Source organism: Fischerella sp. (assembly GCF_013388695.1).
In the GTDB taxonomy this organism is placed as follows: Bacteria; Cyanobacteriota; Cyanobacteriia; order Cyanobacteriales; family Nostocaceae; genus PCC9605.
The window spans coordinates 49106-64073 of record NZ_JACAEU010000013.1 but is presented as its reverse complement, the minus strand read 5'-3'; the positions used below and the strand labels follow the sequence as shown (position 1 = coordinate 64073).

Annotated in this window: 22 protein-coding genes; 7 read left to right on the top strand and 15 right to left on the bottom strand. The window is 43.7% G+C overall.

What is annotated here, in order from left to right; all coding sequences use genetic code 11:
• The first annotated feature begins 133 nt into the window (after positions 1 to 133).
• Positions 134 to 2092, top strand: a complete 1959-nt coding sequence (locus tag HXY43_RS02125) for a protein phosphatase 2C domain-containing protein (protein ID WP_290879334.1) — start codon at positions 134 to 136, stop codon at positions 2090 to 2092.
• Between the two features lie 221 nt (positions 2093 to 2313).
• Here HXY43_RS02125 and HXY43_RS02120 read toward each other — a convergent pair whose 3' ends face one another.
• From HXY43_RS02120 to HXY43_RS02080, 9 genes are all read right to left on the bottom strand, one after another.
• Complete coding sequence (locus HXY43_RS02120) at positions 2314 to 2475, bottom strand: hypothetical protein (protein ID WP_290879331.1); 162 nt, start codon at positions 2473 to 2475, stop codon at positions 2314 to 2316.
• Between the two features lie 2 nt (positions 2476 to 2477).
• A complete protein-coding gene (locus tag HXY43_RS02115) occupies positions 2478 to 2753 on the bottom strand; it encodes a hypothetical protein (RefSeq protein ID WP_290879329.1) in 276 nt (91 codons plus the stop codon).
• A gap of 83 nt (positions 2754 to 2836) precedes the next feature.
• Positions 2837 to 3223 (bottom strand): hypothetical protein, encoded by a 387-nt coding sequence (locus HXY43_RS02110; RefSeq protein WP_290879327.1) that lies wholly within the window; start codon positions 3221 to 3223, stop codon positions 2837 to 2839.
• Positions 3210 to 3434: a hypothetical protein gene (locus tag HXY43_RS02105; protein WP_290879325.1), complete on the bottom strand. Its 225-nt coding sequence runs from the start codon at positions 3432 to 3434 to the stop codon at positions 3210 to 3212. Before HXY43_RS02105 ends, HXY43_RS02110 begins: the two co-directional genes overlap by 14 nt.
• A 34-nt stretch (positions 3435 to 3468) precedes the next feature.
• Entirely contained in the window at positions 3469 to 3837 is a 369-nt protein-coding gene (locus HXY43_RS02100) for a hypothetical protein (protein ID WP_290879322.1), read from the bottom strand.
• A 117-nt stretch (positions 3838 to 3954) separates the two neighbouring features.
• Complete coding sequence (locus tag HXY43_RS02095; protein ID WP_290879320.1) at positions 3955 to 4785, bottom strand: hypothetical protein; 831 nt, start codon at positions 4783 to 4785, stop codon at positions 3955 to 3957.
• Positions 4782 to 6674 carry a hypothetical protein gene (locus HXY43_RS02090; RefSeq protein ID WP_290879318.1) on the bottom strand — a complete coding sequence of 631 codons (1893 nt, stop codon included), beginning with the start codon at positions 6672 to 6674 and terminating at the stop codon, positions 4782 to 4784. The genes HXY43_RS02095 and HXY43_RS02090 overlap by 4 nt, the downstream gene beginning before the upstream one ends.
• Positions 6667 to 7293, bottom strand: coding sequence for a hypothetical protein (locus HXY43_RS02085; RefSeq protein WP_290879316.1), 627 nt, complete (start codon positions 7291 to 7293; stop codon positions 6667 to 6669). Before HXY43_RS02085 ends, HXY43_RS02090 begins: the two co-directional genes overlap by 8 nt.
• Before the next feature lie 8 nt (positions 7294 to 7301).
• Positions 7302 to 7631, bottom strand: coding sequence for a hypothetical protein (locus tag HXY43_RS02080; protein ID WP_290879314.1), 330 nt, complete (start codon positions 7629 to 7631; stop codon positions 7302 to 7304).
• 220 nt (positions 7632 to 7851) lie between these two features.
• Here HXY43_RS02080 and HXY43_RS02075 point away from each other — a divergent pair, with 220 nt between their 5' ends.
• The gene (locus HXY43_RS02075; RefSeq protein WP_290879311.1) at positions 7852 to 8433 is read left to right on the top strand and encodes a tyrosine-type recombinase/integrase; all 582 of its coding nucleotides are present in this window, start codon (positions 7852 to 7854) and stop codon (positions 8431 to 8433) included.
• Positions 8434 to 8438: 5 nt separating this feature from the next.
• Positions 8439 to 8636 (top strand): hypothetical protein, encoded by a 198-nt coding sequence (locus HXY43_RS02070; protein WP_290879308.1) that lies wholly within the window; start codon positions 8439 to 8441, stop codon positions 8634 to 8636.
• 38 nt (positions 8637 to 8674) lie between these two features.
• Here HXY43_RS02070 and HXY43_RS02065 read toward each other — a convergent pair whose 3' ends face one another.
• The 6 genes from HXY43_RS02065 to HXY43_RS02040 all read right to left on the bottom strand — a co-directional run bounded on the left by HXY43_RS02065 (position 8675) and on the right by HXY43_RS02040 (position 11814).
• Entirely contained in the window at positions 8675 to 9190 is a 516-nt protein-coding gene (locus tag HXY43_RS02065) for a helix-turn-helix domain-containing protein (protein ID WP_290879306.1), read from the bottom strand.
• Positions 9191 to 9270: 80 nt separating this feature from the next.
• Positions 9271 to 9492 carry a hypothetical protein gene (locus tag HXY43_RS02060; RefSeq protein ID WP_290879305.1) on the bottom strand — a complete coding sequence of 74 codons (222 nt, stop codon included), beginning with the start codon at positions 9490 to 9492 and terminating at the stop codon, positions 9271 to 9273.
• Positions 9493 to 9811: 319 nt separating this feature from the next.
• Positions 9812 to 10048, bottom strand: coding sequence for a hypothetical protein (locus tag HXY43_RS02055; protein WP_290879302.1), 237 nt, complete (start codon positions 10046 to 10048; stop codon positions 9812 to 9814).
• A gap of 76 nt (positions 10049 to 10124) precedes the next feature.
• Entirely contained in the window at positions 10125 to 10904 is a 780-nt protein-coding gene (locus tag HXY43_RS02050; RefSeq protein WP_290879300.1) for a hypothetical protein, read from the bottom strand.
• A 66-nt stretch (positions 10905 to 10970) separates the two neighbouring features.
• Entirely contained in the window at positions 10971 to 11279 is a 309-nt protein-coding gene (locus HXY43_RS02045; protein WP_290879297.1) for a hypothetical protein, read from the bottom strand.
• A gap of 142 nt (positions 11280 to 11421) precedes the next feature.
• Positions 11422 to 11814: a hypothetical protein gene (locus tag HXY43_RS02040; protein WP_290879296.1), complete on the bottom strand. Its 393-nt coding sequence runs from the start codon at positions 11812 to 11814 to the stop codon at positions 11422 to 11424.
• A 689-nt stretch (positions 11815 to 12503) separates the two neighbouring features.
• Here HXY43_RS02040 and HXY43_RS02035 point away from each other — a divergent pair.
• The 4 genes from HXY43_RS02035 to HXY43_RS02020 all read left to right on the top strand — a co-directional run bounded on the left by HXY43_RS02035 (position 12504) and on the right by HXY43_RS02020 (position 14966).
• Complete coding sequence (locus HXY43_RS02035; protein ID WP_290879294.1) at positions 12504 to 12926, top strand: hypothetical protein; 423 nt, start codon at positions 12504 to 12506, stop codon at positions 12924 to 12926.
• The gene (locus tag HXY43_RS02030; protein WP_290879291.1) at positions 12923 to 13189 is read left to right on the top strand and encodes a hypothetical protein; all 267 of its coding nucleotides are present in this window, start codon (positions 12923 to 12925) and stop codon (positions 13187 to 13189) included. The genes HXY43_RS02035 and HXY43_RS02030 overlap by 4 nt, the downstream gene beginning before the upstream one ends.
• A gap of 131 nt (positions 13190 to 13320) precedes the next feature.
• Positions 13321 to 13488: a hypothetical protein gene (locus HXY43_RS02025; protein ID WP_290879289.1), complete on the top strand. Its 168-nt coding sequence runs from the start codon at positions 13321 to 13323 to the stop codon at positions 13486 to 13488.
• Positions 13489 to 13760: 272 nt separating this feature from the next.
• Positions 13761 to 14966, top strand: a complete 1206-nt coding sequence (locus HXY43_RS02020; protein ID WP_290879288.1) for a transposase — start codon at positions 13761 to 13763, stop codon at positions 14964 to 14966.
• The last annotated feature ends 2 nt before the right edge of the window (positions 14967 to 14968 follow it).

Below are 14968 nucleotides of genomic sequence, written 5' to 3'. Positions count from 1 at the left end.
CAACTTTTTCTAACTTTAAGTAACAACTGTTCAGAGCAAACAAACAAGTCCAGTCTAATCCAACATGCCAGTCTTTGACAGCTAGATTTAATCGAACTTCACTCATCAATATTGTCTGGAAATTTACACTTGCATGATTTCTACCCAGCGGATAATTTATTGTCCAAATTCCCTCTGTACTCACCCAATTAATCCTGTGGACAACAGCCTTTGTGCAAGTTGTCAAACTCCCCTAATTCACCGCTATCTGTGGGCAATTGGTTCATCGGTAGCCAAAATACAACCAGGAGAAAAAGTGGCTGAACGGTATGAGGTAATTGCACCCCAAATTTGGTTGGATACTCAACCGGGAAAATTGCCAGACATACCTGAAGAAATCCCCAATGAAATTATTCCTTACCTGCGGTTATATCAACAGCGATTACACCTACCGCAAGTCTATGGGTTGGTTTGTTCCCACGCAGAAGGTGTGGGTGATATTCTCTTGCTGGAAAATGTGCCTGTAGATGAGGCAGGAAATCTTTACCCAGCGCTAACCAAAGCATGGCAGCAAGCAACAGCGGTAAGACAAGTTTACTGGCTTTGGCAAATTCTCCAACTGTGGACTCCTTTATCAGAATTGGGAGTGGCAACCAGTTTGCTAAAGCCAGACAATTTACGAGTGCAAGGTTGGTGTGTACGACTATTGCAAATTGTAGAGACGTTGCATGCAACGTCTCTACAGGTGTCAGGAAAGCCTAGCCTGAAGCATTTGGGAGAGTGTTGGCAACCTTTGGTAGTGACAGCCAAAACACAAGTGTCAGAAGGCTTGCAAAAAATAGTCCAGCAGATGTGTAGTCCCCAAGCAGAGTTAAAGACTATTTCTGCCGAACTCAATGCTTTGTTACTAGCAACCGCTGCGGAATTACCCTTAACCCTAAAGGTAACAGGTGCAACCGATAAAGGGCCAGAAGAACTTATGCATAATGAGGACAATTGTTACCCTAGCAGCAATGATGCGAGTGATGATTCATTACTACCACGGGTAACAATTGTTTGCGATGGTATTGGCGGCCATGAAGGCGGCGAGGTGGCAAGTCAATTAGCAGTGCAGTCTGTGAAATTACAAATTCGCGCTTTACTACAAGAGGTTGTAGAACAGACTGAAATCATCACGCCAGACTTGTTACAGCAACAATTAGAGGCAAGTTTGCGAGTTGTGAATAACGTGATTTGCAACTGCAATAACGAGCAAAAACGTGTAGGAATTCAGCGTATGGCTACAACCATCGTCATGGCTGTACAAGTACCACAATGCGTCCAAACTGCTGGTGGGTGGCACTCAGAGAATGCCCACGAACTTTACTTAGTTAATGTTGGTGATAGCCGTGCTTACTGGATTACCCGCGACTACTGCCAGTTGCTTACAGTTGATGATGATGTGACGACGCGAGAAGTACGGCATGCCCGCAGTCTATATCGCCAAGCACTACAACGTCCGGATGCTACAGCCCTTACTCAAGCTTTGGGAACAAAAGATGGCGAATTTCTCAGTCCTTTGATCCAGCGCTTTATTTTGGATGAAGACGGCATATTGCTGTTGTGTTCCGATGGCTTAGGTGATAACCATTTAGTAGAACAAAGCTGGCGAGATTACGCCGCACCAGTGTTAACAGGCAAACTCTCCCTAGAAGAAGCTGTTTCTTGCTGGATTAAACTGGCAAATCAAAAAAATGGTCATGACAATATATCTGTGGTTCTCACCCATTGCCGTGTCTCTCCAGATTACCTCGTCCCGGTTCATCAGAAGAAGTTACAAATAGAGACTATCGAAGAAAAACAAGTAGAAGTTGTCCCAGAAGAACAACCGCTACAAGCAGAAGAATCTGAATTAGCAGAAAGTTCACAAGTATTGCTGGAGTTAGATATTTCTGCAACAACCCAAACTTCTGTCAGTACTCAACATCGGCACAAGCCTTTGGTGTTGCTACTAGGATTGTTGGCTTTGTTGGTGGGAGGTACAATTGGGGGATTATTTGCTTGGTGGCAATTGCATCCGCAAACATTCCAACAGATGTGCAGACAACTTCCCCTCTGTTCGCCTAGAAGGTAGGAGTGGAGGAGTGGGAGATAGGGAGATGGGGAAAGTGGGGGAGTGGGGGAGTGGGGGAGTGGGCATTGGGCATAGTTAACAACCACTAACTACTAACCACTAACCACTAACCACTAACTACTAACCACCAACCACCAACCACTAACTTGACTGCCGTAACACCGTGGAGTGAATCCCCAGTGATTAATCAGGACAGCTAATCTGGAGAGTTCAATACCCATTTACTTAGATTCAGGTATTAATTGACCTAAATACCCGCCAATAGCCACTTTGGCCAAATCGCCAAAAATAGGGCGAAATTTTTCATCGTGCAGTGCGATCGCCAATGCCCCAAGTACTAGAAGTAGCACAACAAGCGATCGCGTATTTATCTTCTGCCACATGATCAGCGCTCGCCACGATGAGGAATGTTCAAAGTAGCTTTAATTTCCAAAATATCCCTCTCAACAGTATCAAAGCGTCTATCAAATTCACTCAAAACAGTATTGAGGGACTGTTGAATCTGCTCTTGATTGCGGCGAATATGTCCAAAGTCACGTTCTAAACCGTATTTCTTCTTTTCAGAGTTGGCATACCAAAAAATGCCACCCACTATGGCCGTAACACTTGTTAAAAAGAGACTACCAAAAGCAATAGCATCACTAACAGTAAAACCTTTCATGAGTAAAAATATTCAGTAACTTTAATCCTGGCATTAGCGCCACTGGTTGCTGCTGCACAGATTCCCACAACTGCATTCCGAACTTAACCCCAATCGATTTTTTGCTCAATTCGTTCCAAGTTTTTCAGCATGGTTTCATCTGGATCTTTATATCCTTGTAACTCCCAAATTGTAACCGTCAAATCGGGAATCCAAAGTTTAGGTTTAATCTCCAGATTTCCAACTAAATCATTAGGCTGAAGTTTATAAGTTTGTTTGCCTAAAAATAGACGTGTATACCGACCTTCAGATACTCCACTGGGAGTATTTAAAACAGGTACAATATGGCCAATAAAAGAATAATCCCAAGACCCAATTTTGCTAGTTTCAATACTCAGAATTCGTGATTGAAATTGACGAATAATTAACACTCTGGGTCTTGGGTTGGTGTGAAGATTAAAAGCCTGTTGATAGACTCTAAACCATTCCATTAGAGAGAGTAATGTTACTTTCAGCAGCTTTATAGACGACATCAACATCAGTCCGGACAGCCTGATTACTACCAGCAACATAGCGGGCCTCTGCTTTGGTAGTAATGAAATCAGCCAAGTCAATATCAGGCTGAAATTGCGTACCATCCCAATACTGGTCGGGGTCGCCGGTGGTTTGATCCAGGGTTACAACAATAAATCCTGCGGCCATTTCAGAATCTCCTCAAAAAATATCAGTAATAAACTTAGTAAGTGAACTTGCGACGACGCACAGGGGTTACTTTGATAATGTTGCTGCCTGCGTATTTTTTAGTTTTTAGCTCAGTAGCAACTGTGTCCGCCTTGGTGGGGGATACAAGCAACACCACTCGACGCTTTTGCTTGTTTTTGAGGTAGTAAACCGCAATCGGAAAGCAGCCGCTTAACAGTGCATCTTCCCGACCTTCGCCAACAAGGATTTTTCCTTGGGGGATTTCTCCAGTTGCATTCTCGACGTAACCAAGGCTTTGATCTATGTCCTGGATGCTCGACTTGATCGCCTTGATCGCGACCACCTTGTTATTACCAATATCGATCAGGTAATCTGTACGTTTTCTACTTTGTGCAGTTGCCATGCTTGCGTGATTCGTGTTTGAAGTGCTTAGAACGCAATCCTAGCCTTGCTTTTTCGTAGTTGAGTTGACATGGAAACCTTAAAGGTTTGCGCGATCGCAAACACTTTTCAAAAATGCTCAGACATGAACCAAAGCGTCAATCCATTGACCCGTAGCATCGACCAATGGAACTACCTCATTTAAGCCATGCACGTATAGGTAGGCATAGCGAAACCTCACACGCGCACTCGGCCGCCACCGACGATTCTTACGTTGCTTGCCATATATAGTTTTTGTTCCCTTGGGAAGGTTCTGTGATTGCCGCTTGGGAATAGACACAGACAAATGTGATGCGTTGAAAGATATGTTACGTATGGTGAGAATTTTTTTGATGATTTTTTCGCCTTCATCCTCACTTGTCGCGTATATTCTTAAGGCAAGTCCATGTTTACGGTCGTTGTAATTAACCAGAATTCTGCCTTTGTTGAAGTATATTTCTTTGCCGCCATCTGTCATTTCCTGTTTAATCTTGTTGGCGAGGGTTAAAGCTTTGGCAGGAGTGATACTTTCTGAGGTTTCATCCATCAGCCTAAAGCTGATTTCAGCTGTAATCGGTGATAGTTTATCCGGGACAGATGCTCTATCCTGTGAGAAAAATAGAAACACCTGGGGTCTACCCTCAAATGACTCTTGAAAATCTAGGGCTGGCATCCCGTAAAAATTACCCAAGCGTTTTTTACCGTATCCAAGCACCTCATAAAACAGGTACAGCCGAATTAAAGTCATTATGGCTGTGTCTTGGTCATCAATGCGGCAAGCCGTCCGTAGTGCAGCCCTCGGAGTATTAATATTTGGTTCCCAGCTGATATCACCCAAATCCTTAAAGTACCGCGCCACAATTTTATTGTGTTCGCGGCGGATCATATCTTGGAGGTGTTCCCAGTGCCCAAAGCTTGAAGGTAGCGTCATTCGTCCTCAGCCTCCAGCTTGTCGGTGTTTTTCAGGTCTTGACCAGCAGAATCTTCTTTGCGCTCATCTGCTGCTTTTTTCTGGTTTTCAGATTCAATAATGCCCAAGCCCTTGAGTGCATTCTCACCATCTTTGAGGGCTTCTTTCATATTGTTACGCTCCTCTTTCATAGTGTTGACGGCACTTTGCACATCAAGGGGAGTTTGAGAGACAAACTCAATGTTTGATGCCACCTGCTGGATGTTCTCAAGCTTGCGAAATAGGGCATTGTCAAAATTGGGAGTGGGGTTCATCCACTCGTAAGCTGCGTCAAAAACCTGGCCCGCCGCCTTCAGAGCATTGGCAATTTTCGCGACTCCCGCCCCCACAACTTCTAAGGCATTGAGGATTGATTGTTGGATTGATTGGATGGCAAAAGCTATGTTGGCTGCTGATTGGTAAATACGGTTAGCGGCGTTAAATACTTTGTTGAGGTTGTTGTATGTGTCTTCACCTAAAGCAGCTTTAATCGCATCTTGATAGGTTTTACCTAAAATTTGCCCAATATCAATAGCATTACCTTCTAAATCTTTAATTCCAAGAAAAGCTAATACATTGTTAAATGCTGACGCCAAAGTTTGTACAATATTATTTGACAGCATGGCAGCATTATGAAGCGTTTGCCACCAGATCAAAATATTTAAAACTCGATCTAAGTGTGCCCATCGGTTGAACATTTTGAAATAATCTGTAAATCCAATAGGTGTTCCAGATTTACTATAGATTTGTGGCCCTAAAACTTCCTGTACCCCTTTTAGTCGATTAACTTGTTCTGTATTAAGCGCGTAGTTTAGTGGCCCCCACACATCGTTTTGTCTCAAGCTATTTTTGATATCTTCTGCGGTATTTTGTAGAGCGCGATTTATGCAACCTCCAGTTTGTGTTGTACGGCAAGTACCTGTGGCAGACGCTTGTATAGCTTGTTCATAAGTTAATGGTGTTCTTGCAATTATTAAAGGTGGAATTAAATTTAGTTTTTGGTTGATCTGATTAAGTTGTCCTTGCAATGCTGGGTCAATCATTCCGTCTTTGCCTTGTGGCCCTTGCAAGCCATCCTTGCCATTTTTTCCCGATGGCCCTTGAGGCCCTGGTATTCCAATCTGAACAATCTTAGGTTGCTTGGCCAAAGCTAATGCTTCATCAGCAGTGGTTTGAGCGCGTTGGGCTGTGCCTTGAGCTTGTTGGGCAGTGGTTTGTGCTTGTTGTGCTGTGCCTTGAGCAGCCATAGCCCGACCACTGGCTACGTTTGCGGTGCTATTAGCAGCAGATGCCAAACCAGAAGCTTGATCTGCTCTACCTATTGCAATCTCAGCAGTTGATTGGGCTTTTTCGGCTGCACTTTTAATTGGTGGCAGCAAGCCAAGTACTCTGCTTATATCAGCAGATACTCTATCGACATAGCTCTCTAGCGCGTCTATCCTACTACCAAGCACTAGCAAGGTAGCCACACTTGCAGCCAATGCAGCTAATGCGGCTGCTAGAGCAGCTATTTTAGATAAAGCTTCACCCGCTTTAGATAGAGCATTACCAGCTTGATTTGCTGCTGAAGTAGCTATATTTTGTGCTGCACCTGCGGCTGATTGTGCTGCATATGCTCTTTCTAGTGCTTGTCTTGCACTACTTAACCCGTCGTTTGCAATACCCTCTACTGTTGCTAGACGTGCTTTAAATGGTGATATTTGAGCAACTATTAATGCAAGTGCAATTGCCCCAACTTTTGGCAATATTGCTTGCTCAGATCGTTGTACAGCTTTTTGAATAATTGCTTCTTCATCAACAGGTTTTAACTTAGCAATCTCAGCTTTAAGTGCTGCTAATTCAGCACGAATTTCACTACAGCAATCAGCCACGATTTATCATCCTTAGCATTGCTGTAGCACTGGCAATTCCTTCCTTTATTTCACTGCAAGGAATGCAACAAATATTTGGAGGAATGCCACACTGTATTTCTCCAATTTCACATCCACAAGCGACCTGATAAGTTGGCTTTTTGATGAAATCCTTACTGTAAACTTCGCTGTTATTTTTGTCTTTAATTGACAATGTATATCCTGTGGTTGTACCAGGACTTTCAAGAGTAATGCTGAGGATTTCAAAATCTTTAGCTTCACCATAGGTTAGCCCCCGAACGGTCAACCATTCAGGATTTTGTTCGCATCTTGAAAATCCATTTGAAAATCCATAAGCGTAAATTTGGCATCGATAGCCATCACCATTAGGATAGTAAGGAATAATTCTTGATCCTCCAATTGGCCCGTACATTGTAGAGGTGTCCCACGATCTAGAAAAGCTATCACTTGTTCTTTCTCGCCGCAAGAATGTGTAGGATACCTTGTATATCGGACAACTTTCTTTTGGTGTGATAGTGATATCAATCGGACACTCACTAAAGTTGCAATCTATAAGTTGAAGAGTGTCCGGATCGTTAATTTTTACATAAGCAGAAGTCTTTGATTCGCAGAATTGCATAAATGCACTTAGTAGTCGTCGGGGTCAATTGCACTTGATGTATCTTCTTTGGCTAAGTTGATCGTGAGCTGATCAACTCGGTATTGGTCATTATTAATTCCTCTAAAGGTAAATGCAGGATATGCATCATCAATGTAAATACTTTGGTCTATATCTGCATCAAAACGGTTTTTGGATAATGCTATTTTAGCTTTTAGTAAAATTCCTACTAATAAACTCTCAGCGCTATTGTTTGCTGATGCTGTTAGTCTTGGTAAGTCAGATTTATTAATTGTGATTGTGGTGGCTGTTTGTGTCGCACCGCCACCAAATACTTCTGTCAAGGTTGGTTCTGGCATAAAAATCAGATTTCTGATCAAGTGAATAAATCTTTTTTATGCAACTTCTAAGATGGTGTAAATATTCTGCTTTTATGTAAATTCGGAACTTACACTGATGGCTTGTAACTATTGCTGCAAATAGGATTGAGTCAGTTTTAGTTAACAGCTATTCCGATAAATATTCCGGTTTTGCCTGTGCGAGAGGTAAAACCGGAACTGAAATTATAGGCAACAAAATATGAAGAATAACCGAAATGGACAATCGGCTATCCTCAACGATGCGGACTATTCTAAAATCCGCAAGCAGATTAAGAACCGAAAATACAAACTGCTTTTAGATTTGGCTTGGTACACGGGTGAACGTTGGGGCGCAGTAGTCCAACTTCGGGTTGAGGACTGTTACAACAGTGACGGTACTCCCAGAAGTGAAATCACTTTTCGGGCTAATACTCGTAAGGCTGCACCTGATGGCAAGCGGCAAACGCGACAGGTTCCTGTCCATCCGGTGCTTTTTGAATCTTTGGGTGCTTACAAGCCGGAACCTGACTCGATTTGGATGTTTCCTAACAGGGAAGCTGCTGGCCCGATCACTGTGCGATGGGCAGATAAAATCTTACGTGCAGCAGTTGAACGGGCTGGGCTGGAGGCAAAGGGAATTAGCACCCACAGCACTCGACGCACGTTTATTACTAAATTGCACAGAAACGGTACTGACTTGTACACTATCCAGAAAATCACGGGGCATCGCGATTTGAAGGCGCTTGGGCGCTATGTGGAAATTGATAGCGATCGCGTCAAAGGAGCCATCGCCACACTATGAATAATTTGATATCCCTCGAATTAGTTCAAGGAATCGTTGCCCTCAACAATAAAATTATTGGCAACGAAATTAAGCACCCGGCTAGGTTGGCCCTACTGCTTGAAGAGTTAGCAACGGATGCCTGGAATGAGGCTAGAGAACTTGGGGCATCCACCTGGGAGGATGCGGAGGATCTACCGCCGTCGTTGCGGATTGATCCGTAAATGGCGATCACCACTCTACTCCCCCACTCCCCATTCCCCTAAAACAGATTATCAATGTAAGCTTCCAGGTCAGAGCGCTTTATCCTCCAACTTCTACCAATCACATGACCGGCTAATTTACCTTTGACAATTGCGTCTCGTAGGAATTCTCGCGAAAGCCCGGTCAGGGCTTGTGCTTCAGCCAAGGTGAGTAAAAGTTTCGTGCTGATGGGTACAGTTGGCTGGCGATCGCTCCTGGTCAATAAAGTCTCAATAATTGAGGACAGGTGGTCAACCACGACTAAATCGTCAATTTCCGTAATCTCGCCAGCCTGATGTACCAATTTATCTGTATGTTGCTGCTGGTCTGTCGCAATTTGGCGAGTTTCGATAGCAGGTTTAATAGTTGGCTGATTCAGTTCTGCCTTAAAAGCTTCCAGTTCACCTTGGTCAAAGTTGGCAGTGGGACGAGTCTTGCCTTTTTCGTACTTCACGCTGATTCGCCCCTGCTGCACGTATCGCTCAAGGGCACGAACGCTGACACCAAGAAACTCTGCTGCTTCTTGTTTGTTCATCTTTAAACCTCGACAAATACCGCCAACGTTATCATGTTTGGCGAGTTTTCAGAAAATTAGCTGCATGATTGTCTAGCCCGCTAGCTCCGATGGTTACTCGCGATCGCTCCGATGATTAGCTGCTTAATCTCAATTGGTGATTCACCTTCTGTGATCGCCAACTCCACAGCCTCTTTTTTCTGCTTGGCGATCGCGCTGTTGACACTGCCGATGTAACGACGATGGATTTTTCGCCCCTCCATCCAGCAGTAACGATAGTACCAATACTTTTTACTGCCTCGCTCAACCCAATACTTCTCCACCCAGTGGGTTTGTTGGGGGGCAGTATTAGTTGTGACTGCTCCCCAACACTTTTGTACGGAGACTCTACTAAAGAAATTTGCCCCCCAACATTGCTAGTAGGATGTTCGGGAGCAATTGTAAAAGATGGACTTGTATTACAAACCGTGCAGTTAATGGAAGCCGAGCAATTACCTTGTTCTGGCAAACTACACTGGTCAAAGTTATCACATGGTTCTGAAACTGGCTGTTTCTCCAGTTCATCCCAGTAGGGGTCATGGATAATGCGAGGTGAGGACTCGACTGTGGGGATGTCCAGGGCCAGCTGTAATTGTTCGTAGCTCATCGCTCACAGCCCCCCTGGCGTTGAAATGAAACTACGTGGTGAGGCATTGATGCGAGTATTCGCAGCCGTTCTGCCTGTTTGATTTCAATCGCAAGCTCGATGAGAGCTGCGGCCCATGCCAAGCTGACTTCGCTTGGCATTGAGGCGATGTCTACTTCACTGATGAATCGCTTTTTAATCCAGGCTTTAAATCTGGCTTTATGTATTTCAAAAAGTTCTGTTGATTCGTTCATAATTTTCGTAGTTGTTTAATAGTTGTCTGCTTCCCTGTGAAGGAAGCAGTTTTTTTGTGTAATCAATAACACTGTTTTAACAAGTGTTATTGCCCGTTAAATCGCTCCAAGCTTTGTCTATTAAATGTTCTGACTCTTCAAAATCAATGACGACAAGTTGTGGTGAATCTCTAAATATGTATCTAATGATTCGCTGATAGTTTGAGGGTTCATCCCAATATTGGTTTTGCAGACATTCTCGTATCCAACCTTCAGGATTCTGATCGATTTTTTGGAATCCACCTTTGAGGTAGAACATGATAATTGCTAGCTTGATTTCGAGTGTGGAACGAGTCAGTATCGCGTTGCATTTAATGTCAATGTAGATACCTGATTCTGCGAGAACTGACTGATTGTGTTCCTTTACGGAATCATCGGCGCTAGGACTATTAGAAGATTGCTGCTGCTGCTTGGTACTCGGTTCCGTAGATTGGTCGTTTGAGGGTTGTAAATCGCAATTTTTATTTTGATGGCGCGATTTTTTTCTTGGTTTCAGCCACTCTAAGGGGCGGGTAACTATTTTGACAACACGCCAAGTGTATTGTTTTATTAGCTGGATAACACGATGTTCTATGAGTTGGTTAAAGGCGTTTTTAATTTGGTCGCGACAGTATCCTTTACCTCGATGTTTCTTTACCCAAGCGTTGAATTCTTTTTCTAAATCTGGTTCTACTTCTTTTCCGATTCCTTGAGTAATCAGCCATCTCCATAGAGCTTGAGCAGATGGCATGATCCGATTTTCAAAACAATATGCGTCGTGTTGTGTTGTCCAATTTTCTGTCTCACGATGGACAGATTTTTTGTCAGTAAATTGCATAATTGTAGTGTTTGAAGTTATGTGAAGCCGCCCAAGAGGTCGAATTCGTGGGTGGCTTTTAACTTTTTAGTGGCGATCGCGCTCCAAATCCCAGATCGCTTTTTCAATACACCACTCCATGCTGCGATGGGGATTGCGCCTACGCTCACGGTCGATTAGTCTGCTAGCTGTGGCGACGTCACCTTGAACTAGGGTGAGCAGTTGTTGCCACTTTTTAGGACTAACGTTTCTGCTGGTAGAGTGGTTTCGTGGTGTCCGCCTTCTTGTAGGGTGGTGGCGTCTTTGAGGTTGTTGGTGGGCTTTGATGGTCATGAATGCTAGCCACAGGAAAAATGACAATAGCAATAGCCAGATGACCAAAATTACAATGTGCATAGGGATTGAGAGGTAGATGTTCAATCCCAACATGCGGGGTTTTTCCTGGTTGAAGCATCAGGAATTCTCCGCATTTTTCAGCCTCAGCATTTTTCCGGATGCAAATATAAAGCCGCCCCACCACTCCACTAGGTAGGACGGCTTATTCGAGATTTTCTTCTTTAATTTGCTCAGAGACTAAATTGTAAATTTCTTGCTTAAGCTCTTGAACTACTTCCTTGAAAAGTTCTTTTTGTTCTTTGCTCTCAATTAAACGAGCTTCTAAACGCTGTTGGTGAGCTTCTACGTAGGAAATATAAGCGTTCTCGATAAATTCGAGACGCTCTAGGATTTTCCCAGTAGAAGTTTCTCCTTGTTTTCTGGTTTCCCCAGTGGAATCTTGCCCTGAGCAATTGATCTGATCAAGTCCGATCTGTTCAGTCCCATTGCTTCTGCTTGAAGCTTGAAGGCTTCCCAGTCTTTCTCGCTGATCAAAAATGTCGCCCGAATTGAGTCTTCTGCTAGTTTCTTGGGTCTGGCCATGTTCGCATATCACAACAATACCCTCATTTTATTGTATGAACAAAACCTTTTTATATGAATAAAATGCTTGACTGGTTTCATTCATATAATATACTAACATTAGTTCTGTATGAAAAAAACTAACCGACCCCCAACCAAGCAGAGATAGCAGCCTGCTGCCTGTAGTGCAATAAACAAAGACCTGCTAGGGGTTAGTGGTTAGTCATTAGTTATTGGGTGGGCCGCATCGATGCCCGTCATAGTCTTGTGTCGTTTCGTAAGGAGGGTAATCTTAGTACTTACTTCTGTCTTGGAGTTACTGACTGTATAGATAAACGTGCCAGCAGTGTGGCACGTGGTGGACACTGCTGGACTTTCTCAAAACCAACTCATACATATGAACAACTACGCCAAAACTTGTTGGTATAGGTGGTATAGCGCTTATCGGATAACGCGCCGACACAGAGCCAACTTTATTATCCCTTGGCCAGAGTACTGGCAGCTCAAAAAACAAAGGAGGGGTAACTAAGAATTGAGGCAATCGCATTCTACAAAAATGCGATCGCCCATCCGAATTTAACCAGTAATCTACCACAAACCTCATCGTAGTCAAACTTTAACAACGCTTCTGCTAAGTTTGGGCATTATCCATACTTGGCACAAACGTTTTTGCACAGTGTGGTGTTCTTGCGGGACACCACTTTCTTAAAAAGGAAACCAACGATGAGAAAAGCCAAATGGTTAACTGTAAGTATCGCGGTAGTGGTCGGATTTAGCAGCTTCAACAAGCCAAATCCAGCTAATGCAAACCCTGGAGTCCTAGCACCAGCAGCGCCCCTGTGTGCAACGGGAGTCGGAACCGTTGTCTGTGCTGTTTTGGGAGTAGTGACACTTGGGGGAGTAGTTTATTACGTCGTCAACTCTGGAGGAGAAAAGAAGGTCATTGATTCTCAGGGTAATACTCTGATGAATATTGAAGATTTGGTCATTAAAAAAGACGACAAGGGACAAGAATATGTGGAGGTAAACACACTAGAAGAATGCAAATTAGTAAAACCAGCATTAGGAAGAGAAGTTAAAAGCTGGCAATACAAAGATGGCAAAGTCAGATGTATGCTTTTTCCTGAGAATAAGAGGGTGAAATGACTGAAGATTTAAAGTTTTACTACAGCAAGTATTACCTTAATGGTAAACAGATAAAAGCGGATGAGATTGAAGGCTACACACAGCACTTTAACGAAAATGAACTCATCGGACAAACACTTTTTGATCACTATGTTGTTGAGTCAGTTGAACGTGTTTTACCAACTCCCGAAAATGCACAAGAATTTGCTGAATGCTCCAAGATAATCAAATATCCAGTTGATGAAATTTGGAGGATTCATCTTAAGCAGTTAGTAGCTGCATAAGGTTGAGCGATCGCGTGGATGCAATTTGCGCGATCGCTCAACTTTGAATCAAACATCTACCAAAGTGTAATTATATACAGCCTATGACAGATTTAAAAACACCATTATGTATTGAGTGTGGCTCTCATGAAGTGAGATTTGATGCTGAATTTGGCTTTTATAAATGTGAGAGTTGTTCAACATTTTGGGCATTAGATGAAGACGATCCGGATTATGAACAATGCCCCTCTTGCGGTAATGCCGACGCTGTGAAATATGCGATTACATGTTTTGATACATCGCCTGACGAGCCAGCGTGACTCACTGGCGAAACGACGGGCCACGTGCCCGCCGTTGCGGTCTGAGTCCACATCAGTTCGCACAGCACATATACAACAGCTTAGGGCTTTTGAGAGTGAATCAAGCTAAGCGTGGCTTTTTTATCTTCCCAAGCTCAGTTGATGTGTAGTGCTGTTTCAAGAGTGCGCCGATGTCCCCTACTTCGGCGATCGCCTTGGGAGTGAATTAGGCTTAATGCCTTCGGGTGATTCAAAGGCTTTGACAAGGTTTTGTAAAACCAAAAACCACCCAGATGACACAAGAGAATTTAAAAATATTAGGGCTTGATGTTAGCAAGTCCTCTGTTTGTGCTTGTTTGTTAACAAGCAAGCCAATTCAACCACGTCAATTTTATTACGAGTGTCCGTTTTATCGCTTCAGTGCCAGCATTGAAGGCATTAAAGCCCTGCTGGAACTAAAGCCGGACATTGCAGTGATGGAACCAACTGGTGTAAATTACGCTAAACTTTGGGCAACGCACCTAGCTCGTGCTGGCGTGGAAGTTAGGTTTGTGGGTCACAAGGAGTTAAAGAATTATCGAGCGCATCACCTAGCGTTACCTGATAAAGACGATGATGCTGATGCTTTAGCCCTTGCCTGCTACTATTTCGATTATTTTGATCAGTTACAACGCTTCATTCAAATTCGTCAACCCATCATTACCCATATCCGAGAATTGGTATTGAGGCTTGCCCATCTCAATCGAGTCCAAAACCCGATCGTCAACCGTTTACGTCAGGATTTAACTTGGCAGTTTCCGGAGGTGGCCTTTGTCGAGTCCAAAAGAGCAAAAAATAGCGGACAAGTACCGCTTTTATGGGGTTGGCTTGCGGGTGAACGTTCCTCAAATCGCTATGATAACTTGTACGCTAAATCTGTCGGTCTGGGCTTAACCGACAGCGTTCGTCACCATGCACAGCGTTTGTGTAGTATCGAGCGCGAAGAGTTTGCGATTGAAACAGAATTACACGAATTGCTTAGTGATTCTAGGTTTGAGGTTTATCGGCAAGTTTTTCAGAAATTTGGTTTTGGCTCACGCCTACAAGCGATTCTGCTCTCCCAAATTTACCCGCTAGAAAATTACCTCGATGCCGAGGGATTACCAGAAGTACAAATTAGAAAAGGTAGGCGATCCGGAAAACCAACCAAACGACACCTTTCATTGCGGCGTTTTCAAAAAGCTTTGGGTTGTGCCCCTACGGAACAATCATCAGGAGATTCCCACCGCAAAAAAGTAGTGGGTGGTTCTGATTTGTGTAGAAAAGCCTTATGGCAGTGGGTTTTTACAAGAATCGAAGTTAGGCGATCGCGTCCCAAAAACGAGATCGCACTTCAACTTGGAGCGTACTTGGACGCGGAGAAAGCAGCAGGCAAACCAGTGGCACTAGTGCGATCGCGTGTTGCAGCCAAAGCAGTGCGATTATTATTCCGGGAGTTGGTAACAGCAATTTCCGGTTGACT